The 23,996-nt window shown below is 69.4% G+C and carries 19 protein-coding genes and 2 tRNA genes; 16 read left to right on the top strand and 5 right to left on the bottom strand.

Going from position 1 to position 23,996, the window contains the following annotated elements; genetic code table 11:
• The first annotated feature begins 66 nt into the window (after window positions 1-66).
• Together IWX63_RS02980 and IWX63_RS02975 are read left to right on the top strand one after the other, a co-directional pair.
• Window positions 67-1,455, top strand: a complete 1,389-nt coding sequence (locus IWX63_RS02980; protein ID WP_199276662.1) for a glycine--tRNA ligase — start codon at window positions 67-69, stop codon at window positions 1,453-1,455.
• Complete coding sequence (locus IWX63_RS02975) at window positions 1,455-2,366, top strand: GNAT family N-acetyltransferase (RefSeq protein ID WP_199276661.1); 912 nt, start codon at window positions 1,455-1,457, stop codon at window positions 2,364-2,366. Before IWX63_RS02980 ends, IWX63_RS02975 begins: the two co-directional genes overlap by 1 nt.
• A 63-nt stretch (window positions 2,367-2,429) precedes the next feature.
• On the opposite strand, the gene IWX63_RS02970 is transcribed toward IWX63_RS02975, so the two are convergent.
• Genes IWX63_RS02970 through IWX63_RS02960 form a run of 3 tightly spaced genes read right to left on the bottom strand, consistent with a single transcriptional unit; the run spans window position 2,430 to window position 4,835 of the window.
• Window positions 2,430-3,245, bottom strand: a complete 816-nt coding sequence (locus IWX63_RS02970; RefSeq protein ID WP_199276660.1) for a lysophospholipid acyltransferase family protein — start codon at window positions 3,243-3,245, stop codon at window positions 2,430-2,432.
• A gap of 2 nt (window positions 3,246-3,247) precedes the next feature.
• Window positions 3,248-4,051 carry a DUF1295 domain-containing protein gene (locus IWX63_RS02965; protein WP_199276659.1) on the bottom strand — a complete coding sequence of 268 codons (804 nt, stop codon included), beginning with the start codon at window positions 4,049-4,051 and terminating at the stop codon, window positions 3,248-3,250.
• A gap of 49 nt (window positions 4,052-4,100) precedes the next feature.
• Window positions 4,101-4,835 (bottom strand): alpha/beta hydrolase, encoded by a 735-nt coding sequence (locus IWX63_RS02960; protein ID WP_199276658.1) that lies wholly within the window; start codon window positions 4,833-4,835, stop codon window positions 4,101-4,103.
• A 121-nt stretch (window positions 4,836-4,956) separates the two neighbouring features.
• Between IWX63_RS02960 and IWX63_RS02955 the strand changes: the two genes are divergently transcribed.
• The 6 genes from IWX63_RS02955 to IWX63_RS02930 all read left to right on the top strand — a co-directional run bounded on the left by IWX63_RS02955 (window position 4,957) and on the right by IWX63_RS02930 (window position 12,959).
• Window positions 4,957-6,333, top strand: coding sequence for a YibE/F family protein (locus IWX63_RS02955; RefSeq protein WP_199276923.1), 1,377 nt, complete (start codon window positions 4,957-4,959; stop codon window positions 6,331-6,333).
• Complete coding sequence (dusB, locus tag IWX63_RS02950; RefSeq protein ID WP_442859087.1) at window positions 6,330-7,673, top strand: tRNA dihydrouridine synthase DusB; 1,344 nt, start codon at window positions 6,330-6,332, stop codon at window positions 7,671-7,673. Before IWX63_RS02955 ends, dusB begins: the two co-directional genes overlap by 4 nt.
• 97 nt (window positions 7,674-7,770) lie before the next feature.
• Complete coding sequence (locus IWX63_RS02945; RefSeq protein WP_199276656.1) at window positions 7,771-9,054, top strand: deoxyguanosinetriphosphate triphosphohydrolase; 1,284 nt, start codon at window positions 7,771-7,773, stop codon at window positions 9,052-9,054.
• Between the two features lie 95 nt (window positions 9,055-9,149).
• Window positions 9,150-11,111: a DNA primase gene (gene dnaG / locus IWX63_RS02940; protein ID WP_199276655.1), complete on the top strand. Its 1,962-nt coding sequence runs from the start codon at window positions 9,150-9,152 to the stop codon at window positions 11,109-11,111.
• A 54-nt stretch (window positions 11,112-11,165) separates the two neighbouring features.
• Window positions 11,166-11,238 (top strand) — tRNA-Asn (locus IWX63_RS02935).
• A gap of 203 nt (window positions 11,239-11,441) precedes the next feature.
• Window positions 11,442-12,959, top strand: a complete 1,518-nt coding sequence (locus tag IWX63_RS02930) for an SDR family oxidoreductase (RefSeq protein ID WP_199276654.1) — start codon at window positions 11,442-11,444, stop codon at window positions 12,957-12,959.
• Between the two features lie 91 nt (window positions 12,960-13,050).
• On the opposite strand, the gene IWX63_RS02925 is transcribed toward IWX63_RS02930, so the two are convergent.
• Window positions 13,051-14,292 (bottom strand): multidrug effflux MFS transporter, encoded by a 1,242-nt coding sequence (locus IWX63_RS02925; RefSeq protein WP_442859086.1) that lies wholly within the window; start codon window positions 14,290-14,292, stop codon window positions 13,051-13,053.
• A gap of 292 nt (window positions 14,293-14,584) precedes the next feature.
• Between IWX63_RS02925 and IWX63_RS02920 the strand changes: the two genes are divergently transcribed.
• From IWX63_RS02920 to IWX63_RS02890, 7 genes are all read left to right on the top strand, one after another.
• On the top strand, window positions 14,585-16,021 hold the full coding sequence (locus IWX63_RS02920; protein WP_199276653.1) for a sugar porter family MFS transporter: 1,437 nt from the start codon (window positions 14,585-14,587) through the stop codon (window positions 16,019-16,021).
• Between the two features lie 179 nt (window positions 16,022-16,200).
• Entirely contained in the window at window positions 16,201-17,007 is an 807-nt protein-coding gene (locus IWX63_RS02915) for a phage holin family protein (protein ID WP_199276652.1), read from the top strand.
• Window positions 17,008-17,111: 104 nt separating this feature from the next.
• Window positions 17,112-17,735: a CDP-alcohol phosphatidyltransferase family protein gene (locus tag IWX63_RS02910; RefSeq protein ID WP_199276651.1), complete on the top strand. Its 624-nt coding sequence runs from the start codon at window positions 17,112-17,114 to the stop codon at window positions 17,733-17,735.
• Entirely contained in the window at window positions 17,723-18,598 is an 876-nt protein-coding gene (locus IWX63_RS02905) for a DMT family transporter (RefSeq protein WP_199276650.1), read from the top strand. Before IWX63_RS02910 ends, IWX63_RS02905 begins: the two co-directional genes overlap by 13 nt.
• Window positions 18,599-18,646: 48 nt before the next feature.
• The gene (locus tag IWX63_RS02900) at window positions 18,647-19,876 is read left to right on the top strand and encodes a glycosyltransferase (RefSeq protein WP_199276649.1); all 1,230 of its coding nucleotides are present in this window, start codon (window positions 18,647-18,649) and stop codon (window positions 19,874-19,876) included.
• Window positions 19,877-19,939: 63 nt separating this feature from the next.
• Window positions 19,940-20,013 (top strand) — tRNA-Ile (locus tag IWX63_RS02895).
• A 215-nt stretch (window positions 20,014-20,228) separates the two neighbouring features.
• Window positions 20,229-21,419 (top strand): acyl-CoA dehydrogenase family protein, encoded by a 1,191-nt coding sequence (locus IWX63_RS02890; RefSeq protein WP_199276648.1) that lies wholly within the window; start codon window positions 20,229-20,231, stop codon window positions 21,417-21,419.
• A gap of 140 nt (window positions 21,420-21,559) precedes the next feature.
• On the opposite strand, the gene IWX63_RS02885 is transcribed toward IWX63_RS02890, so the two are convergent.
• Complete coding sequence (locus IWX63_RS02885; protein ID WP_199276647.1) at window positions 21,560-22,519, bottom strand: M23 family metallopeptidase; 960 nt, start codon at window positions 22,517-22,519, stop codon at window positions 21,560-21,562.
• 466 nt (window positions 22,520-22,985) lie between these two features.
• Between IWX63_RS02885 and rpsB the strand changes: the two genes are divergently transcribed.
• On the top strand, window positions 22,986-23,957 hold the full coding sequence (rpsB, locus tag IWX63_RS02880; protein WP_199276646.1) for a 30S ribosomal protein S2: 972 nt from the start codon (window positions 22,986-22,988) through the stop codon (window positions 23,955-23,957).
• Window positions 23,958-23,996: the final 39 nt, after the last annotated feature.

The raw sequence follows: 23,996 nt of genomic DNA, 5'->3' as shown, positions 1-23,996 counted from the left end.
ACCCGATGCACGCGACCCCCACCAGCGGACCGCACCCAGCGGCCTGCCCAGAACTGGAGACACACCATGGCAGCAGCCAAGTCAGCACTCGACCCCATCATCTCGCTCGCCAAGAGGCGCGGCTTCGTGTTCCAGTCGGGGGAGATCTACGGCGGTTCACGGTCTGCCTGGGATTACGGGCCCCTCGGTGCGGAGTTCAAGGAGAACATCAAGCGGCAGTGGTGGCAGACGATGGTGCGCGGCCGCGAGGACGTCGTCGGGCTCGATTCCGCCGTCATCCTCCCCCGCCAGGTCTGGGAGGCCTCCGGCCACGTCGAGGTCTTCAGCGATCCGCTGGTCGAGTGCCTCTCCTGCCACAAGCGGTACCGTGCCGACCACCTCGAGGAGGAGTACGAGGAGAAGAAGGGCCGCGCCCCGGAGAACGGGCTGAAGGACGTCACCTGCGTGAACTGCGGTACCAAGGGCCAGTGGACCGAGCCGCAGGAGTTCTCCGGGCTCCTGAAGACCTTCCTCGGCCCCGTCGCCTCCGAGGAGGGCATGCACTACCTCCGCCCGGAGACCGCGCAGGGCATCTTCGTGAACTTCAATAACGTCCTGACCACGGCGCGCAAGAAGCCGCCGTTCGGCATCGGCCAGATCGGCAAGAGCTTCAGGAACGAGATCACGCCGGGCAACTTCATCTTCCGCACGCGGGAGTTCGAGCAGATGGAGATGGAGTTCTTCGTCGAGCCGGGCACCGACGAGGAATGGCACCGCTACTGGATCGACCAGCGGTTCTCCTGGTACACCGACCTCGGCATCAACCCGGACAACCTGCGCCTCTTCGAGCACCCGCTGGAGAAGCTGAGCCACTATTCCAAGGGCACCACGGACATCGAGTACCGCTTCGGGTTCTCCGGTTCCGAGTGGGGCGAGCTCGAGGGCATCGCGAACCGCACCGACTTCGACCTGTCCACGCATTCGAAGCACTCGGGCACCGATCTCGGCTACTTCAACCAGGCCACCAACGAGCGCTACACGCCGTACGTGATCGAGCCCGCCGCCGGCCTGACCCGCTCCTTCATGGCGTTCCTCGTCGACTCGTACACCGAGGACGAGGCCCCGAACGCCAAGGGCGGCGTGGACAAGCGCACCGTGCTGAAGCTGGATCCGCGCCTCGCGCCGGTGAAGGCCGCCGTCCTGCCGCTCAGCCGCAACGAGGACCTCTCCCCGAAGGCGAAGGACCTCGCCGCCCAGTTGCGCAGGAACTGGAACATCGAGTTCGACGACGCCGGCGCCATCGGCCGCCGCTACCGCCGCCAGGACGAGATCGGTACGCCGTTCTGCATCACGGTGGACTTCGAGACCCTCGAGGACCAGGCCGTGACCATCCGCGAGCGCGACAGCATGGCGCAGGAGCGCGTGTCCCTCGACAAGGTGCAGGGGTACCTCGCCGAGCGCCTGATCGGAGCCTGATGGCCCTCGAGTACCGTGCCTGGCAGGACGGCGACGACCTCGAGCTCATCCAGCTCTGGGGAGGCCCCGAGTCGGCGACCGCCGAGCAGTTCCGCGGATCGTTCCGCCCGCCGTCGGACAACCCCTGGAACCGCTGCATCACGGTGGTGGACCAGGGCGTCCCCGTGGCGGCCGGCTGCGTGTACGGGGCGGCGCTCCACCCGGACCGCCTCTGGTGCTACATCGAGGTCGCCGAGGACCACCGGCGCGCCGGCGTCGGCTCGACGCTGCTCACGATGCTCCGGCACGAGGCCGCGGCGTCCCCGTCGGGCGTCACGGCCCTGCGGTCGAAGGTGACGCCGGGGACCACCGGTGCGGCCTTCGCCGGGGCCACCGGATTCGGCAGCCTGCAGCGTTCGCGGCTCGTCGTCGTCGGTCCCGGCGCCCTTGCGGCGCCGTCGTTCGACGACGCCGCCGGGCCGCAGCTGGAGGAAGCGGCCACCGGGTCCGTGGAACTCACGCGTGCCCTCATGGCGTTCTACGAATCCGTCCATTCCTGGGACCGGGCGGACATCAGCCTGGGGCGTGCCCAGCAGCTGTTCCTCGGGGACGCCAGCGGCGCCGGGGGAGCGATCGTGCTCCGGGACCGGCCGAAGGCCGACGGCGGGGCCATCGCGGCGTTCGCCGTCAGCTACACGCAGGCACGGACCGACGACCCGGCGGACGTGCTGCTCGGCTACGACACGACGCTGCCGCCGCAGGAGCAGCAGGCCGCCGTCGCCACCCTGATCGCGATGCTCGTGCACCAGTACCCCATCCAGCTCGAGGTGGACGACGCGATGGAGGCGCTGGTCGCCGTCGTCGACCCCCTGCTGGCCACGGGGGCTGCACGGCCGGCCGGACCGGAGACGCTCGTCGTCGCGACGGACTGACGCGCGCCCCGATCCGGAGGCTCGTGTACGGGAGGCAGCCGGTCCGCCTGCCTCCCGTAGCGCTCAGCCACGGTCGTGCCGTCCGGCCCGCTGGTCCGCGAGGTCCGCGGCTTCCCGCTCGGTCACGGTCATGGCGCTGCCGCCGCGGTGCGCGGGCATCCACCAGGCTCCGGGCTCCGGGGTCACCGGGAAGTCGGCGATGCACGTCTCGATGCCGTCCTGCAGTTCCTGCCGGAGCTTCTCCGTCTCCTCGGCGACGTCGAGACCGGGGGCGTGGTGGATCGCGGGGCTGATGTGGACGCGGACGGGGGACTTCCAGGCGCGCCGGACGGAGAACCCGTGGCCGCGGGTCAGCAGCCGGTGGGAACCCCAGACGGAGACGGGGATCACGGGGACGCCGGCCTCCGCGGCGAGCCGTACCGCGCCGGTCTTCAACGCGCGGACGGTGTAGCTGCGGGACACGCCGGCTTCGGGGAGGATCGCCACGTACTCGCCGGCCCGCAGTTTCGCGAGGGCGTCGTCGTACGCCTCCGCGCCCGCCTTCCGGTCCGTGATGACGTGGCCGAGGCCGAAGACGAACGGACTGACGAACCAGTGCTCCGCCGCGCGCTTGGAGATCATGTAGCGCGCCTGGATGCGGGCGTGGTTCCACAGGACCAGTTCCGCGAAGGCGAAGTCCAGGTAGCCGAAGTGCGTGATGGCCACGACGGCGCCGTGTCCGGGCACGGCGCGGCGCGAGCGCCCGTTCAGGGGGTCCGAGGCGGGCAGGTTCTGCGTCCCGGTGACCGTGACCGGCAGCCGTAGCGCCGCGAACGCGGTCTTGCCGGCGTACACGACGAACCGGTACATGCGGTCGCTCTGCCGCGGCTTCCATCCCATGCTCAGATCCCTCTTCCTGCCTTCGGCGGACGCGGGAAGAACCCGCTGGTGCTGTCTATGTACTCTTTGTACCCCGGCCGGGCCGCCATGCGCTGCTCGGTCAGGGGTTTTCCGGTCTTGGCGGCGAGGGCCCAGCACATGAGGGCGGGGGAGAGGACGGTCAGCACCCCGGGCCAGGAGTCCGCGGCCACGAGGAACAGCCCCGCCCAGACCAGGGCGTCGCCGAAGTAGTTCGGGTGCCGCGTGTACCGCCAGAGGCCGGTGTCGAGCACCGTCCCGCGGCGCGACGGGTCGTTCTTGAAGGAGGCGAGCTGCTGGTCGCCCACGGCCTCGAAGAACAGGCCCGCAGTCCAGGCGAGCACGCCCAGCCAGGCGAGGACGCCGAGGCCCCCGGTGCTGAACATCGCGACCTGGATGGGCAGCGAGACGAAGAGCATGACGCCGGCCTGGGGGAGGTAGACCTTCCGGAGCGCGAGGGCGGCGGGCGAGCCGTCGGGGAGCATCTCCTCGTACCGGGGGTCCTCCTCGCCGCCGCGGCCCCGCCAGCCGATGAACGCGGCGAGCCGGAGGCCCCAGGCCGCCACGAGGACCAGCATGAGGATCCGTCGTCCGTCGTCGCCCTCGCCCTCCGAGGCCAGGAACACGACGACGGCGATCGCGACGAACCCGAGCCCCCACGCGACGTCGATGACGGAATGGCGACCCTGCCGGGTCGCGACGGCGAAGGTGATCGCCATCAGGAAGGCGACGGCGATGATCGAGAGGCCGAGGCCCCCGAGGAAGGAGGACAGGGGGAACGCGGTCATGGGCACCTTCGGCGGGTTCGCGGGTCGGGGGACGGGGAGACGGGCGTGCTCATGCGGTGATGTCGAGCGGATCAGGGGCCCGGAAGAGCGGAGCGGACCGCTCGAGGACGCGCCGGTCGATCACCGCACCGGTGTCCTCGGCGAAGCGGCCCAGGAGGAAGGACGTACTCATGCCGTGCCAGACCGGGACCGTGCGGAACATGAAATGGCCGGCGCCGAGCATCCGCACGTAGTGCACGTCCGCCGCGACGCCCCGGGCCCGGCGGGCGAAGGAGAGCGACGCCGTCGGGCTCGTCCACCGGTCGGTGTCCCCGTGCATGATCAGGAGGCTCCGCCCGCGGACCGGCTCGACGGGGCTCGAGGGCTCCAGCCACGGGGCGAGGGCCGCGACGGCGCTGACCCGTGGGTGGCCGGCGGCCGCGAGCGCCGTCAGCCCGCCCATCGAGTGGCCGAGGAGGTAGGCGGGCACGTCGGGATGCTCCGCGGTGATCCGCTCGAGTGCCCAGCGGGCGTCCTGGAGGGCCGACTGGTCGGCCCCGTTCCATCCGCGGACCCGGTTGCGCAGGGTCCAGACCGCGAGCCCCTGCCCACCGCCGCCGGCCGCGAGGCGCGCGGCGAAGGGGCGCATCCGGAGGGGGCTGAGGTGCCCGGGCTGCACGGCGTCGTAGCTGTCCGCCCGGCCGCCGTGCAGTACGAGTGCGACGCCGCGAACCTCCGACGCCGCGCCGCTGATGGAGAGCACGGGGTCCCTGTCCCGTGCCGGGGGTGATGCCTTCGCTGCCACGTACCATCTCTCTCCGCCCCGAACGGGGCTGCCTCTGCCCTAACGGGCTCCCTGCGTAGAATCGCAGACGGTGCCCGGCGCACCTGTCACCGTACTGTCCTGCCAGCCCGACCATCGAGGAATGCCCGTGGGCCACAGCCACCAGCACACCAGCGGGAGTTCGGAGCCGTCCGTCCCCGCGATTGCCGCGCGGCGCCGGGCGAACCTGCTGCTCTCGGCCATTCTCGTCCCCCTCGGGGTGGTGACCCTCATCGCCATGGTGCTTCTCTGGCCGAGCGGGGACCGCAGCTCGCTCACCGTCGCCAATCCGTATGCGACGGCGGAGGGCGTCAGCTTCGACCGCGGGACGGTCCGCGAGGTCGGGGAGGCCGACTGCCCGTCGTCACGACCCACGGTCGACGCCGGGGGGACGGCGCTCACGTGCACCATCGCCTACACGCAGCCGGCGCTCGGGGGCGGCCTCGTGGCCGTCGAGGTGACGCCGGAGCTCGTGAAGACCGACGCCGTCGAAACGGGCGACGAGATCCGCTACCTCAACCTGGCGACCGTCATGCAGGGCGGGGCGGCGCTCTACGTGTTCGTCGACTTCGTCCGCTCCGTCCCCATCGTCGCGCTCGCCGTCCTGTACGCCGTCGTCGTCATCGCCGTGGCCCGCTGGCGCGGCCTGCGTGCCATGATCGGCCTCGTCGGCGCCCTCGTGGTCCTGGCCCAGTTCATCCTGCCCGGCCTCGTCGAGGGCGCGCCGCCCCTGCTGCTGGGACTCGTCGGCTCGATCGCGATCATGTACGGCGTCCTCTACTTCGCGCACGGCTTCTCGGCGCGCACCTCGACGGCGCTGCTCGGGACGGTCGTCGGCCTCGGCATCACGGCGGTGCTCGCGGCCTGGGCCACCGACGCCGCCCACCTGACCGGGGTGGGCGACGAGAACGCCTACACGCTCGTGAACGCCTCGGACGAGCTGTCGATCTCCTCGATCATCCTGTGCGGCCTGATCATCTCCGGGCTCGGCGTCCTCAACGACGTGACGATCACGCAGTCCTCGGCGGTGTGGGAGCTGTACGAGCTCGCCCCGAACACCTCCGGGCGCCGCCTCTTCGGATCCGCGATGAGGATCGGCCGCGACCACATCGCCTCCACCGTCTACACCATCGCCTTCGCCTACGCCGGGGCGGCGCTGCCCGTGCTGATCCTCGTCTCCCTCTACGACCGGAGCCTCCTGGACACGCTCACGAGCGGCGAACTGGCCGAGGAGGTGGTGCGGACCCTCGTGGGCTCGATCGGCCTCGTCCTGGCCATCCCGCTCACCACCCTCGTCGCGGTGCTGGTGGTCAAGGCCGTGGGCCCGGGGACCCCGCGCGGCAGGCACGACGACGTCCCGGCCGTCGATGCGACGCCTGCGGTCCTCGCTGCCGAGGGCGCGGGGATGCTCGCCCCGGGGGAGCGGCTGGTGGCGCTCGGCGAACAGCGGGCCCGGCGCACCGCGGAGCCGGGCGCATGACGAACGCATGGCGCAAGGCGGCCAAGGCAGCCAGGGCGGAGAGGGGACGGGCGGCGGACAGCGCCGGCGGATTTGCGGGTGCTTGCGACAATGGAGGGGTGACTGCAGTATCGACCCTCCCCGTCCTCTCCGGCGATCCCGGCTACGGCGACCCCGCGGATGCCCTCCCCGATGCACCCGGCAGCGCGCTCAAGCTCGATCTCCCGCCGCTCACCCTCGGCCCCATCACCGTGGACACACCGGTGATCCTCGCCCCCATGGCCGGGATCACCAACAGGGCGTTCCGCCGGCTCTGCCGCGAGTACGGCGGCGGCCTGTACGTGTCCGAGATGGTCACCTCCCGCGCGCTCGTCGAGCGCAGCCCGGAATCGATGCGGATCATCTCGCACGACGACGACGAGGCGGTCCGCTCGGTGCAGCTGTACGGCGTCGATCCCAAAACCGTCGGCGCCGCCGTCCGCCTCCTCGTCGAGGAGGACCGCGCGGACCACATCGACCTGAACTTCGGTTGCCCCGTCCCGAAGGTCACCCGCAAGGGCGGCGGCGCGGCCCTGCCCTGGAAGCTCGACCTCTTCACGGGGATCGTGCAGACCGCCGTGCGCGAGGCATCGAAGGGGAACGTCCCGCTGACCATCAAGATGCGCAAGGGCATCGACGAGGACCACCTCACCTTCCGCGAGGCAGGCAAGATCGCACGCGACAGCGGGGTCGCCGCCGTCGCCCTGCACGGACGCACCGCGGCGCAGTTCTACTCGGGGCAGGCCGACTGGAACGCCATCGCGGAACTGCGCGAGGCCCTGCCGGACATCCCCGTCCTCGGCAACGGCGACATCTGGAGTGCGGAGGACGCCGTCCGGATGGTGCAGCAGACCGGTGTCGACGGCGTGGTCATCGGCCGCGGGTGCCAGGGCCGGCCGTGGCTCTTCGGGGACCTGGTGAACGCCTTCGAGGGCAGCTCGTCCCGGCACCGGCCCGGCTTGGGCCAGGTCGCCGACACCGTGTACCGGCACGCCGAGCTGCTCGTGGAGACCTTCGGCAGCGAGATGATGGGGCTGCGCGACATCCGCAAGCACATGGCCTGGTACTTCAAGGGCTACGTCGTCGGCGGGGAACTGCGCGCGAAGCTGGCCAGCGTGCCCACCCTCGAGGTGCTGCGCGGGCTCCTGGACGAGCTCGACAAGGACTCGCCGTACCCCGGCCAGGACGCCGAGGGTCCCCGGGGCCGCGCCGGCTCGCCGAAGAAGACCGCGCTGCCCGAGCACTGGCTCGACGGACGCGTCCTCAACGCGGCGCAGCAGGCGGACATCGCCGCGGCCGAGGTGGACGTATCCGGCGGATGACGCTGGTGCCCCGCCGCGCGACCCCGGGGTCCGCCCCGCAGTCCACATCGGCACCGGCCCGCACGCTTCCCCTTCCCCGTTGCGCTAGAAAGGCACCATGAGTTTCCGCGATCCGACCGTCACCCCCGGCTACAGTGCCGCGGACACCGAGCGGTGGGTGGAGGAGCCGCCCAAGAGCTCGCACCGGACCGATTTCGAACGCGACCGCGCGCGGGTGCTGCACTCCTCCGCGCTGCGCCGCCTCGGCGCGAAGACCCAGGTCGTGGCACCCGACACCGACGACTTCGTGCGCACGCGCCTCACCCACTCGCTGGAGGTCGCCCAGGTGGGCCGCGAACTGGGCAGGACCCTCGGCTGCGATCCGGACATCGTGGACACCGCGTGCCTGGCCCACGACCTCGGGCACCCGCCCTTCGGACACAACGGCGAATCCGCGCTCAACGATCTCGCCCACGGCATCGGCGGTTTCGAGGGCAACGCCCAGACCCTGCGACTCCTCACGCGGCTGGAGCCGAAGGTCCTCGCGCCGAACGGCGGACCCGCCGGGCTGAACCTCACGCGGGCCAGCCTGGACGCCGCCTGCAAGTACCCGTGGGCGGCGGCGGCGGCGCCCGTCATCAGCGGTCAGCGCACCACGAAGTTCGGTGCGTACGACGACGACCTCCCGGTCTTCTCGTGGCTGCGCGACGGCGCCCCCGAGGGCCGCTCGTGCCTCGAGGCGCAGGTGATGGACCTGGCGGACGACATCTCGTATTCGGTGCACGACGTCGAGGACGCGATCGTCGCCGGGCACCTGCAGCTCCGGTGGATGGACAGTGCCGATGCCCGCGCCCGCGTGGTCGGCTACACCCAGCAGTGGTACCTCCCGGGCAGCGACCCGGCCGCCGTCGATGCCGCGCTCTCCAGGCTGGAGAAGACGCCGGTCTGGGTGCGCGAGGCGGATGGCACGCGACGGTCCATGGCGGCGCTGAAGAACATGACGAGCCAGCTGATCGGCCGGTTCTGCCTGAGCGCCATGCAGTCCACGCGGTCGATCTACGGGTCCGATCCGCTGACCCGCTACAACGCGGAGATCGTGGTCCCGGAGGAGACGGTCATGGAGATCGCCGTCATGAAGGGCCTGGCCACCACGTATGTGATGACCACGGACCACCGCCAGCCCCTCTACGAGCGCCAGCGCGAGATCCTCGCATCCCTCGTGGCGCGGATCCATGCCGACGGGGACCGGCACCTCGAGCCGATGTTCGCCGCCGACTGGCGGGAGGCGGGGAACGACGACGCCCGCCTGCGCGTGGTCGTCGACCAGGTGGCGTCGCTCACCGACGTGTCCGCCCTCGGCCTCCATGAGCGCATCGTCGGACCCGTCCCGGCCCTCTGGTAGGCCGTTCCCACGCCCGGCCGGGCACCGGGTCCGCCGTGTTCACCTCCGCCCGGCGGACGGTCGGAGTGTCGGTGGGGCGGGCCTAAACTGGGGTCATGGCCGGACTCATCAAACGCGAAGACATCGATGAGGTACGCCAGCGCACGGACATCAAGGAGGTCGTCGAGGCCTACGTCACCCTGAAGTCCGCGGGGATCGGCTCGTGGAAGGGCCTGTGCCCGTTCCACGACGAGCGGTCGCCGTCCTTCCATGTGCGGCCGCAGATGGGCTCCTACCACTGCTTCGGCTGCGGCGAGGGCGGGGACGTCATCAGCTTCGTGCAGAAGCTGGACCACACCTCCTTCAGCGAGACCGTCGAGAAGCTCGCGGCGCGCATCGGCTTCGAGCTGCACTACGAGGACGGCGGGACCGGGCCGCGCCGCGAGGACGTCGGGCGGCGGCAGCGGCTCCTGGATGCGCACAAGATCGCGGCGGAGTTCTTCCGCGACCAGCTCCTCACGCCGGGCGCCGGTACCGCCCGCCAGTTCCTGCAGGATCGCGGCTTCGACCGGGAGGCGGCGGCGCACTTCGGCGTCGGCTACGCACCCCAGGGCTGGGACAGCCTGCTCAACCACCTCACCGGGCGCGGGTTCACGCTCGACGAACTGAAGCTCACCGGCATGGTCAGCGCCTCCTCGAGCAACGCAGGGCGCTTCTACGACCGGTTCCGGGGACGCCTGATCTGGCCCATCCGCGACATCACGGGCGACACCGTGGGCTTCGGTGCGCGCAAGCTCTTCGAGGACGACCAGGGACCGAAGTACCTCAACACCCCGGAGACCTCGCTCTACAAGAAGTCCCAGGTGCTGTACGGCATCGACCTCGCCAAGCGGGAGATCGCGAAGAACCGGCAGCTCGTCGTCGTCGAGGGGTACACGGACGTCATGGCCTGCCACCTCGCAGGCGTCGGGACCGCCGTCGCCACGTGCGGGACGGCGTTCGGCACGGACCACATCAAGATCGCCCGCAGGCTCCTGTCCGACGACGGCACCGGCGGCGAGGTGATCTTCACGTTCGACGGCGACGCCGCCGGCCAGAAAGCCGCATTGCGCGCCTTCGAGGAGGACCAGCGGTTCAACTCGCAGACCTATGTCGCCGTCGAGGCCTCCGGTGCGGACCCGTGCGAAGTGCGCCAGACCAAGGGCGACGACGCCGTGCGGGAACTCATCGCCGACCGGCGGCCCCTGTTCGAGTTCGCGATCAAGGCGTCGTTCGCCAACTTCGACCTCTCGTCCGGCGAGGGTCAGGTGAAGGCGCTGCGCCATGCCGCGCCGATCGTCGCGCAGATCCGCGACGTGTCGCTGCGGTCCACGTACACGAGGGAGCTCTCCCGCTGGCTCGGGATGCAGTACGTGGGGGAGGACCAGGTGGCACGGGCGGTGTCAGCGGCCGCGCGCCGCGAGAACTCGTCCTCAGGCGCGGCGGGCAATCGCCAGCAGGGCCAGCAGGGAGGCCAGGGCCAGCAGGGCCAGCAGGGAGGCCAGGGCCAGGCGGGGAACGCGGCGTCGGCCGGTCCGGGGGCCGGCACCTCGGAGGAACCGTTCTTCGAGCGGCCCGACCCGCGGGATCCGATCGCACGCATGGAGCGGGAGGCGCTCGAGGTGGTCCTGCAGCAGCCCACGCTCCTTACGGCGCCCCAGTGGGAGAGCTTCTCGACGATGCACTTCACCGTCCCGGTCTACGAGGCGCTCCACAATGCCGTCCTCGCAGCGGGTGCGGCAGGTACTGAGCTGTCCCGCTGGGTGGAATCGGTGCGCGACGGCGTCCCGGACGTGCTGCGGCCCCTCGTGAGCGAACTGGCCGTCCGGCCGCTGCCGGCCAAGGATGCCGAGGCGATGGTGAGCTACTGCCGGGACATCCTGAATCGGCTCACCGAACTGCGGATCACGCAGCAGAAGGCGGAGAAGCTCGGGCAGCTCCAGCGGATGGATCCCGCGGCGGATCCGTTGCTCTACAACCAGCTGCAGAGGGACCTGATGGAGCTCGAGATGCAGCGGCGTCAGCTCCGCGAGGATTGAGCCGGGACCGATTTCACTTCGCCCGTCAGGGTATGTAAAGTAGAAACCGCGCTTTCCTCCGTAGCTCAATTGGCAGAGCATTCGACTGTTAATCGAAGGGTTACTGGTTCAAGTCCAGTCGGAGGAGCAACGAAGGGTCGGTGACCGGGGTGAACCCCTGGTCACCGACCCTTTTCCTTTGCCCTGAAGGGAGGAGGTCGGCCTTTCGCGGCATGTGTCACGTGGCTCTCCCCGGAGTGTCACCTCATCCGGGGTCCGGGATTGCTGCCCTGCCGCGCGGAGGCCCCCTCGGCCCGGGAACGTGTCAGAGGGCGGGCGTAGGCTTTGGCCATGGACACTGAAGGCACTGACGGCAAGCTCATCCTGGTAACCGGAGCCACGGGGTACATCGGCGGTCGGCTCGTGACGAAACTGGTCGCCGAGGGCCGCCGGGTCCGCGTCATCGTCCGGTCCCCGCAGAAGCTCAAGGACGTCCCCTGGGCCGGGTCCGTCGAGATCGTGGAGGGCGACCTGCAGGACCGCGAGGCCATGCTCAAGGTCACCCAGGGCGTCGACACGCTCTACTATCTCGTCCACTCGATGGGGTCCGGACGGGACTTCGACAAGCGCGAGGCGGACATCGCGACCGTCGTCTCCGAGGCCGCCGGCGAAGCAGGGGTGCGCCGCATCGTGTACCTGGGCGGCCTCCACCCCGAGGGCGTGGAGCTCTCCACCCATATGCGCTCACGCACCCAGGTGGGCGCGATCCTCCTCGAGTCCGGCACCCCGACCATCGCCTTCCAGGCCGGCGTCGTCATCGGGTCGGGATCGGCCTCGTTCGAGATGATCCGGCACCTCTCCGACGTCCTGCCCGTCATGCCCGCACCCAAGTGGGTCCTGAACCACATCGAGCCGATCGCGGTCCGCGACGTCATCCACTACCTCATCGGCGCGCTCGACCTCCCCGAGGGCCTGAACCGGACGTTCGACCTCGGGTCCCGCGAGGTCCTCACCTATGCCGAGATGATGAACCAGTATGCCGAGGCCGCCGGGCTGCCGCGCCGCAAGATCCTGGCGCTGCCCGTCCTGACGCCGCGCCTCGCCGGGCACTGGGTCAATCTCGTCACTCCCATCCCGCGGGCCATGGCCATGCCGCTGATCGAATCACTGCAGCACGACGCCGTCACCTCCGAACACGACATCGACCAGTACATCGCGGTGCCCGAGGGCGGGCTCACGGGCTACCGCCGCGCGGTGGACCTGGCGCTCGGCAAGATGCGTGGGGGAGAGGTGGAGACGAGCTGGGCCGGCGCGACACAGGTGGACGCCGAAGCCGATCCGCTCCCGTCGGATCCGCAGTGGGCCGGCCACACGGTCTTCACCGACGTCCAGACCTACAGTTCGAGCGCGTCCCCCGAGAAGCTGTGGACCGTGGTCGAGGGGATCGGCGGCGAGAACGGCTGGTACTCCTGGCCCGTCGGCTGGGCGGCCCGCGGCTGGATGGACAAGCTCGCCGGTGGCGTTGGCCTCCGGCGCGGACGGCGGGACGCCAAGGAACTGCTCACGGGCGAGGCCCTCGACTTCTGGCGGGTGGAGGAGATCGTCCGCGGCAAGCGCCTGAGGCTCCGCGCCGAGATGAAGGTCCCCGGCAGGGCATGGCTCGAATTCAGGGTCGAGCCGGACGGCTCCGGCAGTTCCTTCTACCAGCGGGCGGTCTTCTTCCCGCAGGGGCTCTCCGGCCGCCTGTACTGGCTGGCCGTGCTGCCGTTCCACGGCTTCATCTTCAAGTCCATGGCCCGCAACATCGCCACGACGGCGGAGGCCCTGCCCTCGGCATCGGGGTCTGAGTCAGAGACCACGGCCGCCTGAAGTAGGGCTCCCCGCGACAGCGCGCCAGCGGGCGCTACCGGCCGGTGTGTGCGACGACGGCGCCCGGCCCTGCCGTGCAGGCGGCGGAGCGCTACTGCAGGGCGGGCACGGTCCGGGGCCGGACGACCGTCCAGAGGAAGACCACGCCCAGGGCGATGCACGCGGCCATGACGAGTGCCATGGGCGTGGCTGATTCGATGCCCTCACCCAGCAGGCCGACGAGCGGCGAGATCAGGCCTGCCGTCCCGAAGGTCACGGCGCCGAGGAGGGACGCCGCGGTGCCGGCCTGCGCCCCGTTGTTGATGAGCGCCAGCACCTGCACGCACGGGAAGACGAAGCCCGTGGCCATGATGTAGAACCACAGCGGGACGGCCGTTCCCCAGAAGCCGAGGCCCAGCTGGTCGAAGGCGATGATCAGCATCGCCATGGTGAACTGCACGATCGTCGCCGTCGCGATGACCCACTGCGGGCCCACGCGCCGGAGGACCCGGGCACTGATCTGCACGCCCGCGACGATGCCCAGCGAATTGACGGCGAACAGCAGCCCGTACTGCTGCTCGTTCAGTCCGTACGGGCCCTGGAACAGGAAGGGCGACGCGGAGAGGTAGGAGAAGAGCCCGGAGAAGTTCATGCCGCCGACCAGCAGGATGCCGATGAAGATGCGGTCGCTGAGGACTGCCCGGTAGCGCTGGGCGACGGTCAGACCGGACTGGCGGCGGTTCTCCCTGGGGAGGGTCTCGACGATGAACAGCGACACCGCGGTGATCACCAGCACGCCGTAGCAGGCGAGGAACCAGAAGATGCCGGGCCAGGGGAAGAGCAGCAGCAGCTGGGAGCCGATCACCGGGGCGAAGATGGGCGCCATGCCATTGACGAGCGCCATGTAGGACAGCATGCGTACGAGGGTGTAGCCGCCGAACAGGTCGCGCACCATGGCCATCGCGACCACGCCGCCGCCCGCGGCGCCGATGCCCTGCAGCACCCGGAACAGCATGAGCATGTTGATGTCCTCGGAGGACGCCGCGCCGATGGAGGCACCCACGTGCAGCGTGGTCGCGAAGATCAGGGGCAGGCGACGGCCGATCTTGTCGCTGAGGGGTCCCACGAGGAGCTGTCCGCCCGCGAACCCGATGATCGTCCCCGTCAGCGTGAGCTGGATGGCCGCCTCGGAGACCCCGAAATCGGACCGCAGCGCGGGGAACGCAGGCAGGTACAGGTCGATCGTGAACGGACCGAGCGCGGTCAGGGTGCCGAGGATGACGACGTAGATGAGCTTCTCGCGGCGGGAGAGGGCGTCGCCGGGATGGATGATGGTGCTCAAGCTGGTGCTCAAGATGCTGCCTAACGGAACGGGGATGCTGCCGGGGACACGGATGGGGTGGAGCAGTGGACGGCGTCGACTGCGGCGGCGGCCCGGCGACGACGGCGGAGCGGCTCACGACCTGCGGCAGACCATTCCCGTGGGAAATTTGGTTGCTGCGGCGAATCAACGACGTGTTCATCTTACGACCCCCGTCAAGCCTGGGCCGCTCCTCGGGCACGGCCCGGGCGGCGGACGCGCTGCTAAGCATGCTTCGGGTTGACGTAGGGTGTTGGAGGACCGAAACGAGCAGGGAGAGCCGGGCATGAGCGAGCACGACGTCGACAGGGAGACCGCGGATCCACCGCAGCACCTCGCACGAGTCATCGGGATCTCGATGGCCGCCGCCGTCGGAGGGCTTTTGTTCGGTTTCGACACCGCCGTCATCAACGGGGCGGTCGATTCGATCCAGGCCGATTTCGGGCTGAGCGCGAGCGTCCTCGGTTTCACCGTCGCCATCACGCTGCTCGGTTGTGCTGCGGGTGCATGGTTCGCCGGCGGACTCGCCGATCGTTGGGGCCGCAAGAAGGTGATGGTCGCAGCAGCCTTCCTGTTCGCGATCAACTCCGTCGGATCGGCCTTCGCCTTCTCGGAATGGGACCTCATGGCCTGGCGCCTCGTCGGAGGTCTTGCCATCGGTATCGCCTCCGTCATCGTGCCCGGGTACATCGCGGAGATCGCACCGTCGAAATGGCGCGGGGGACTCGCGTCGGTGCAGCAACTCGCCATCACGATCGGCATCTTCGTCGCCCTCCTCTCCGACGCCTCGTTCGCGAACGCTGCCGGCGGCGCCGCGAACGAGTTCTGGTGGGGTCTGTCGGCCTGGCGCTGGATGCTCCTCGTCGGCGTGCTCCCGGCCGTCGTCTACGGTGTCCTCGCGCTGATCATCCCCGAATCGCCGCAGTTCCTCATCCGGGCGAACCGGGACAGGGACGCCGCCCGGATCCTGTCGCGGGTCTCCGGCGTCAGGGACACCGAGGGCAAGATCCGCCAGATCCGCGAGAGCTTCGAGCGCGAGGACCGGGCCGGCTACCGTGACCTGCGCGGCCCCGCCCTCGGGCTGCAGCCCATCCTGTGGGTCGGCATGGCCATCGCGGCGCTCCAGCAGCTCGTCGGTATCAACGCGATCTTCTACTACTCCACGACGCTGTGGAAGTCCGTGGGCTTCAGCGAGAGCGATTCCTTCACGACGTCGGTGATCACCTCGATCATCAACGTGACCATGACGTTCGTGGCCATCTTCTTCGTGGACCGCATCGGACGCCGCAAGCTGCTCCTCGCCGGGTCGATCGGCATGACCGTCGGGTTGCTCGCAGCGACCCTCGCGTTCCTGCAGGCGGAGGGGACCGGCGAGGACGTCGCCCTGCCCGGGATCTGGGGTCCGGTCGCCCTCGTGGGCGCGAACCTCTTCGTCATCTTCTTCGCCGCCACCTGGGGCCCCGTCATGTGGGTCACGCTCGGCGAGATGTTCCCCAACCGCATCCGCTCGATCGCCCTCGGGGTCGCCACGATGGTCAACTGGGTCTTCAACTTCATCGTGACCCTCACCTTCCCGTGGGTCAGCGCGAATCTCGGCCTGTGGGTCATGTACGCGGCCTTCACGGTCTTCGCCGTCGTGTCCTTCGTCTTCGTCCGGTCCAGGCTCCCCGAGTTCGCCGGCAAGGACCTCGAGGACAACGCCGAGCTGGCCTCGGCACGGTGAGGAGCGGGTGAGGAGCAGGTGGGCGTCGGGGCGGCCCGATGGCGAGCGGCAGTACCGCATCACGGAGCATGGCGCTCCCGACGGCGCCCGGGCCCTCCCGCGGCCGACGAGCCCCGGCCCGATGGTAATTTTGGTTCAGCGAATGTCCAGCAAGACACACACGAATGGAGGCAGGGCCTATGAACAGCTCGGCTAGTACGCGCGGCAAGCGGTCCACAGGCTCACTCTCGCTCTTCGGACTCGTCAGGCTGCTCGCGCGCCTGACGCCGAGGCAGGTCAGTGACGAGTTCTCGATAGCCCTCGAGCAGATGAAGCAGAAGGGCACCAAGGCCGGCATCGCCGCCGCCTTCCTCGTCGTCGCCCTGGTCTTCGTGCTGTTCTTCGCCGTCGCGCTCGTCGTCGCGGCGATCATGGGTCTCGCCGAGATCATGCCCGCATGGCTGGCCGCCCTGCTGGTCGCGCTGTTCTTCCTCGTCATCGGCGGCCTTCTCGCGCTGATCGGGGTCTCCCGCCTCAAGAAGCAGCTCCCGCTGCTCCCCGAGGACGCGATCCGGGGCATCCGCTACGACCTCGGCGTGCTCAGGGAGGGCCGCAGCTTCGACCCAGCAACGCTGGACGTCAAGAAGCCCAAGGAGGAGAAGAAGCCCAAGGACGCCGACAAGGACACCCAGCCGAAGGAACCGACGCCCTCCTACGAGGAGCTGCGCGGCCGCACCGGCGAGCGCCGGACGCACATCGCCGACGCACGCGACTCGCTCGGCGCACGCGTGGACGTCAAGTCACGCCTCGACAAGGCCCAGCACCGCTCGCCCCGGGGCACGACGACGACCGGTGGTTCGACCGCGAACGGCAGGACCTCCGCGGTCGCCGTCCGGCGCGACGTCCCCCTCAACACGACTGTCGCCGACCGCTGGAAGCCGCTGAGTGTCCTCGCAGCATCCGTCGCGGCGATGCTCGTCATGCTGCGACGCCTCCTCAGCAAGTAGCAGGAAGCCCGTCCGACAGACGGCCGTTCGCCCGATCCCCGCCCACGAGCGGGGGACGGGGGACCGGCCGTCTGCCTGCATAATGGGACGGGGAGGCACGGGTGATGAGACTGATCGGGGCTGGAGCACGGCCGGGTAACGAGGGCCCGGTGCTCACGACGGCCTGGACCCTGCCCAACCTCATCACCATCGTCCGGTTCCTCGGCGTCCCGCTGTTCGTCTGGTTCATCACGCAGCAGCGTTACGGGGCCGCCGTGATCACGCTCGTGGTGGTCGGTTCCACCGACTGGGTCGACGGCTACCTCGCACGGCGGCTCAACCAGGTGTCCGTGGTCGGGAAATGGCTCGATCCGGTGGCAGACCGCACCGCCCTGATCGTGGTCGCCGTGACCTTCGTCATCGACGGCATCGCCCCCGCCTGGCTCGTCTGGACCATCGTCATCCCGGACCTCATCCTCATCATCAACGCCCTCGTCCTCTTCCGCGGGCCGCTGCACCTCCCGGTGATCACGGTCGGAAAGATCCGGACGGCCCTGCTGCTGGTAGGAGCGCCGCTGCTCCTGCTGCACGAGGTCGAGGGTTTTGGACAGGACTGGATCTTCGTGGTCGCCCAGGTCCTGCTCGCCGCTGGATGCGTGCTGCATCTCGTCGCCTTCCAGGCCTACTTCATCGCAGCGCACCGCAAGTACCGGCTGGAGCGGGCCGAGCAGCAGTCGTGCCCGTCCTAGCCATCGCGCTGGCGCTGCTCGGCGCGGTCTTCCTCGCGTTCGGAGCGCAGCGCCAGGGTAGTGCCGTGCGGGCGAACACGGGCGGACTGAACCTCAGCTCGTCCGGGTTCACCCGTCTCCTCACCAATCCGCGCTGGCTGATCGGGCTCCTCCTGCTCGTCACGGGGACCGCGCTGAACGTGATCGCCCTGTCGCTCGCCAGCCTCACGGTGGTGCAACCCATCGGCGCCATCGCGCTCGTGATCACCACGATCGTCAACTCCCGCGACCAGGGCATCCGCCTCAACCGCCCCACCGTCGCCGCGATCACCGCGTGCGTGACGGGCAGCGCCCTCTTCGTCATCCTCGCCCTGAACGTCACCCGTGAGAACCACGCGATCGAACCCGCGCAGGAACTGTCGGTGGTGCTCCTGCTGGGTGCCGCCGTCCTGCTCTTCGGCTCGCTGGCTGTGGTGGGCCGGCATCGGCTCAACGCGTTCGCGTACATCCTCGGGGCCGGCATCCTCTTCGGCTTCGTCGCCGTGCTGACCAAGATCGTCGCGGGCCACCTGCTCGACCCGAACGGCCGCTTCCTGCTCAACGTCCCGATCCCGACCCTGCTGGGACTTGCCGCCGCTGCGGCACTGGGGATCTGGTTCGTCCAGAGCGCCTACGCGACGGGACCACCCGACCTCGTGATCGCGGGCCTCACCGTGATCGACCCGATCGTGGGCATCGCCGTGGGCATCATCATCCTCGAGGAGCTCCAGCCGGATGTCCGGACGGTGATCGCGTTGGGCATGGGCGCGGCCGCCCTCGTTGCTATTGTTGGGGTCGTTGCCCTGGCCCGACACCACCCCGACGTCGTGAAGCGGCAGCGCTGATCCGAGCCATCGAAGTACTGTCCACCACACCGACGTAGGGATCCCCCCGTGAGTTACCCGGCTGATGTCAAGCCCCTGACCATCCTGATCGCCGCGGACACGTACCCGCCCAACGTGAACGGTGCGGCCCAGTTCGGCTACCGGCTGGCGAAGGGGATGTCAGCACGCGGCCACGCGGTCCACGTCCTCGCGCCGGGCGCAGCCAACGGTCGGAGCTTCACCGAGCCGGGCGGCGACTGGTCGGTCCACCGCCTGCGCTCGCACAGCGTCCCCACACACGACTACTGGCGGATCTGCTACCCCTGGGAGATCAAGCGGGACATCAGCCTGCTCTTCGATCAGGTCCAGCCCGACGTCGTCCACATCCAGTGCCACTACATGGTGGGGCAGTACGCGTTGTACGAAGCCGTGAAGCGCGGCATCCGCGTGGTAGCCACGAACCATCTCATGCCGGAGAACATCAGTCCCTTCCTGCCCTTCCCCGAGTGGTTCAAGAAGATCGTGGCGAAGAACTCGTGGAGGGACATGGGCAGGGTGATGGGCAAGGCCGCCGCCGTCACGACCCCCACGCCGTTGGCCGCCAAGGCCATGCACGACCATGCCTTCCTGCGGGAGGTGCTGCCCGTCTCCAACGGCATCGATGCCGCGGCCTACGAGATCCAGCCGGGCGAGGTGATCGAACCCCACGACCACCCGACCGTCCTCTTCGTGGGCCGGCTCGCCGAGGAGAAGCACATCGACGTGCTGATCGATGCCGTCGCCTGGACCCCCGAGCATCTGGACGTGCACCTCGAGATCGTCGGCGGCGGTGAGGTGAAGCCGGCCCTGCAGGCCCAGGCCTCCCGCCTCGGGATCCGCGACCGTGTCTCCTTCCGCGGCCTGATCGACGACGACGAGCTGCGCCGGAGCTACATCCGGGCTTCCCTGTTCTGCCAGCCGGGCACTGCCGAACTGCAGTCGCTCGTCACCCTCGAGGCCATGTCCGCGTCGACGCCCGTGCTGCTCGCCAACGCCATGGCGCTGCCGCATCTGGTGTCCGACGGCGAGAACGGCTACCTGTTCGAGCCCGGGGATGCCGACGAGCTGGGCCGGCGCATCACGGAGATCCTCAGCCTGTCCCGGGAGGAGCAGCAGAAGATGGGCGCCGCGAGCCGGTCGATGGTCGGCAGGCACGACATCAATGCGACGCTGGAGACGTTCGAGCGCCTGTACTACGGGACCCTCTCCTCACAGGCACCCACCCCCCGTGAAGTGGATCTCGCCGTCCGCATACAATGAAGGCTGCGTCCGGTGCCGGGACGACTGTCCCGGCCGGCGGCGCACCAGGGCCCCGTGCTCCTGGGGGCTGTAGCTCAGCTGGTTAGAGCAGCGGACTCATAATCCGTTTGTCCTGGGTTCAAGCCCCAGCAGCCCTACGCACCCGGTCGACGACGACCCCTACGAATGCGCCGCCCCTGCAGGGGTGGCGCATTCGTCGCTCTCCGGTCCTTCAGCAATCTCCCGCCGCTCCACTGGTGCCCTAAGTTACCGGCGGGTAACATAAAGGCGTGGGCGCGTACTGTGCCCGCACATGACTCCACGTGGTCGAGGAACAGTGCTGGTCGCCGATGACCAGAGTGAGAGGAATCCCATGAGCAAGACAACGATCGACGTCGACAACCTTCCGTACGCCGACGGCGACTTCTACGCCTTCGAGGAGCTGCTCTCCGACAAGGAGCGCGCCCGGCTGCAGGAGATCCGGACCTGGCTCACCCGCGAGGTCCGCCCGAATGCCATCGACTGGTGGAACAAGGGCGCCTTCCCCCAGGACCTCATCCCGAGGATCGCCGAACTGGACGCGGTGAGCCCGGTCTACCGCCAGGGCTACTCCAACCTCTTCGCGGGGATCATGCATGCCGAGTTCACTCGTGCCGACACCTCCTTCGCCACCTTCATGGGCGTCCATGACGGGCTCTTCACCGGCTCCATCGAGGCCCTTGCCTCCAAGGAGCAGCAGGAGGAATGGCTGCCGGACATCTACGCGATGAAGAAGATCGGCGCCTTCGGCCTCACCGAACCTCTCGGCGGCTCCGACGTCGCCGGCGGCACCCGCACGACGGCGCGCCGCGACGGCGGGTCGTGGGTACTCAACGGCGCCAAGCGGTGGATCGGCAATGCCACGTTCTCCGACTGGGTGGTCATCTACGCCCGGGACCTGGAGGACAACCAGGTCAAGGGCTTCATGGTGGACACCACGCTCCCGGGCTTCACCTCGACGAAGATCGAGAACAAGATCGCCCTCCGCACCGTCGAGAACGCGGACATCGTCCTCGACAACGTGGTCGTCTCCGACGACTTCCACCTGAAAGGCGCCAACAGCTTCCGCGACACGAACAAGGTCCTCAAGGTCACCCGTCTCGCCGTCGGCTGGCAGGCCGTCGGCCAGCAGCTCGCCGCCTTCGACGTCGCCCGCCGGTACGCCGTGGAGCGCGAGCAGTTCGGGCGGCCGATCGCGAGCTTCCAGCTCGTCCAGCAGCAGCTCGTGCAGATCCTGGGCAACGCGATGAGCTCCATGGGCATGATGGTGCGCCTGTCCCAGCTCGAGGACGCCGGCAAGGCGAAGGACGAGCAGTCAGCCCTCGCCAAGGCGTTCACCACGGCCCGCATGCGCGAGAGCGTCGCAGCGGGACGCAACATCCTCGGAGGCAACGGGATCGTCGTCGATTACGAGATGGCGAAGATCTTCTCAGACGCGGAGGCGATCTACTCCTACGAGGGCACGCAGGAGATTAATACCCTCGTCGTCGGCCGGTCCATCACGGGCATCGCCGCGTTCGTCTAGGTCGCGGCAACCGGACCCCTGAGCCGGGCACGGTATCCAGGCACGTCGGCCGACCGCGGTCGGACGGGCGCCCGGATCCTGTGCCCGGCTCCTCTGTCCCGCAGGCGGTCCGGATCTCCCGGCCCGCTCGCGCGCCCGGCTCATCTGTCCCGCAGGCGGTCACCGAGCGGAAGCAGCACCGACGGACGTCGATCCGTCACGAACGACAGCGGATCCACATACTCGCCATCCTCCCGGACACCCCAGTGCAGGCACGGTTGACCGCAGTGCTCCCGAACCGGCCCGTCGGCGGATCGGCCGGCCCCGATGGCGTCGAGCACGGCCACCACCTGGCCTCTGTCGACGGCCTCGCCCCGGGACAGACCGGTCGAGACAGGTTCGAAGCTGCTGATCCGACCATCGCCGTGATCGATCGACAGGACGCCTCGGTCCACCACCGTTCCGGCGAAGGACACGACGCCGTCCGCTGGACTCACCACCTGGACGGGCCCGCCGGCACCGGCGGACAGGTCGACGCCACGGTGCCCGCGTCTCCATTCCTGCGCCGGTTTCTCGAACGGACGCAGGACCCGAGGCGTCGGGTCCAGAGGCCAGGACCACTCCGGCACGAACGGCGCCGGCGCCGACCGTTCGCGGACACCGCGGTGTCCTTGCCGCTCGCGAGCAGAGGGACCCGGAAAGGGGCCGGCTCCGGGCGGGAGCCGGACGGTGACATCGGTGACATCGGTGACATCGGTGACATCGGCGACATCGGCGATACGGGCGATACGGGCGAGATCGGAGACTGGTGCGGCAATCGCGGCGGTGCCCGGTACGCCTCCCGGCAGGAAGCCTGCAGCGCCTCCGGGCACCACCCACAGCGGCCCTGCGAGGAGGGCTGCGGCCAGGGCGCGGGCGGCACGGTCAGGAGCACCGGGAGGACGCCCGGGACCGGGACGCCGCCTGCGCCCGGGGTACGGCCAGGGACCGGGACGCCGCCAGCGACCGGGGTACGGCCAGGGACCGGGACGCCGCCAGCGACCGGGGTACGGCCAGGGACCGGGATACTGCCCGTGACGGCGACCGGACCGGGGCACTGGAGGATCAGGGAGACTGGCCATGCCCCAGCGTGGATCTCCTGTCCGTCCTCGGCACGCCGCGAAGTCCGTATGTGGACATCGTCCATCGGTGAGCCGGGTCCATCCGGAGCCGAGGTGCGTGGTCCTGAGGGGTGCGTATACCCCCTGGACGGACGCCGGGAGCGCCGCCCGACGGCGGTCGTCGGCCTGATCCGACACCGCTGCTGTAGTACACTGGCTTCAGCAGTCTGCTGCTCCCACATCCGTTTGCCCATGGCATCGATGGGTCGTGGAATCCTCAGGCTGACTACGCGTGCCTGTGATTCTGCGCCTACGAATGGCGCCGAAGTGCCCACCCTGCGGTCCGGACCAGTCCGGTGAGGGAGGGCATGTCCATCCGACGACCGGGTACCAGGACGTACCGGCCACCCCGGCCGGCACTGAGACAACCGTCAACAAGCTTCAGGCGGCGCCCCGCGCCCGAGCCGAAGCTGAAGAAAGGCATGACATGCCAGTAGTAACCATGCGCCAGCTGCTCGACAGCGGCGTCCACTTCGGTCACCAGACCCGCCGTTGGAACCCGAAGATGAAGCGCTTCATCTTCACCGAGCGCAACGGCATCTACATCATCGATCTCCAGCAGTCGCTGGGCTACATCGACCGTGCCTACGAGTTCGTCAAGGCCACCGTCGCCCACGGCGGAACCGTCCTCTTCGTCGGTACCAAGAAGCAGGCACAGGAAGCGATCGCCGACCAGGCGACGCGCGTCGGCCAGCCCTACGTCAACCAGCGTTGGCTCGGCGGCATGCTCACCAACTTCCAGACGGTCTCCAAGCGCATCCAGCGCATGAAGGAACTCGAAGAGATCGACTTCGACGACGTCGCCGGTTCGGGCCACACCAAGAAGGAGCTCCTGCTCCTCAAGCGCGAGCTCACCAAGCTCCAGAGCAACCTCGGTGGTATCCGCAACCTGACCAAGGCGCCCTCGGTCGTGTGGGTCGTCGACACCAAGAAGGAGCACCTCGCCATCGACGAGGCGAAGAAGCTCAACATCCCCGTCGTCGCTATCCTCGACACCAACTGCGATCCCGACGAGGTCGACTTCCCGATCCCGGGCAACGACGACGCCATCCGCGCCGTCAACCTGCTGACGCGCGTCGTCGCCGACGCCGTGGCCGAAGGCCTCATGGCCCGCCACAACCGCTCGGGCAACAACGAAGCCGCTGCTGACGAGCCCATGGCCGAGTGGGAGCGTGAACTGCTCCAGGGCAACTCGGACGCCGCCGCTGCCGCGCCTGAGGCGACCGAAGCCGCAGCCCCCGAGGTGACCGAAGCTGCTGCAGCCGAGGTTGCCGCGCCCGAGGCAGCCGCCGAGGTCCCCGCCGCCGAGGAGGCGCCCGCAGGTCTGCAGGCTCCCATCGCCGAGGAAGTCCCCGAAGCGGTAGCTCCCGCCACGGAAGCCGCCAGCGACAACAAGTAGTCCTCGATGCTTAAGGGGTGTGGGTCAAACCACGCCCCT

The sequence above is a fragment of the Arthrobacter sp. CAN_A2 genome (genome assembly GCF_015752045.1).
Lineage (GTDB): Bacteria > Actinomycetota > Actinomycetes > Actinomycetales > Micrococcaceae > Arthrobacter_D.
This window is presented reverse-complemented; position numbering and strand designations above follow the sequence as displayed.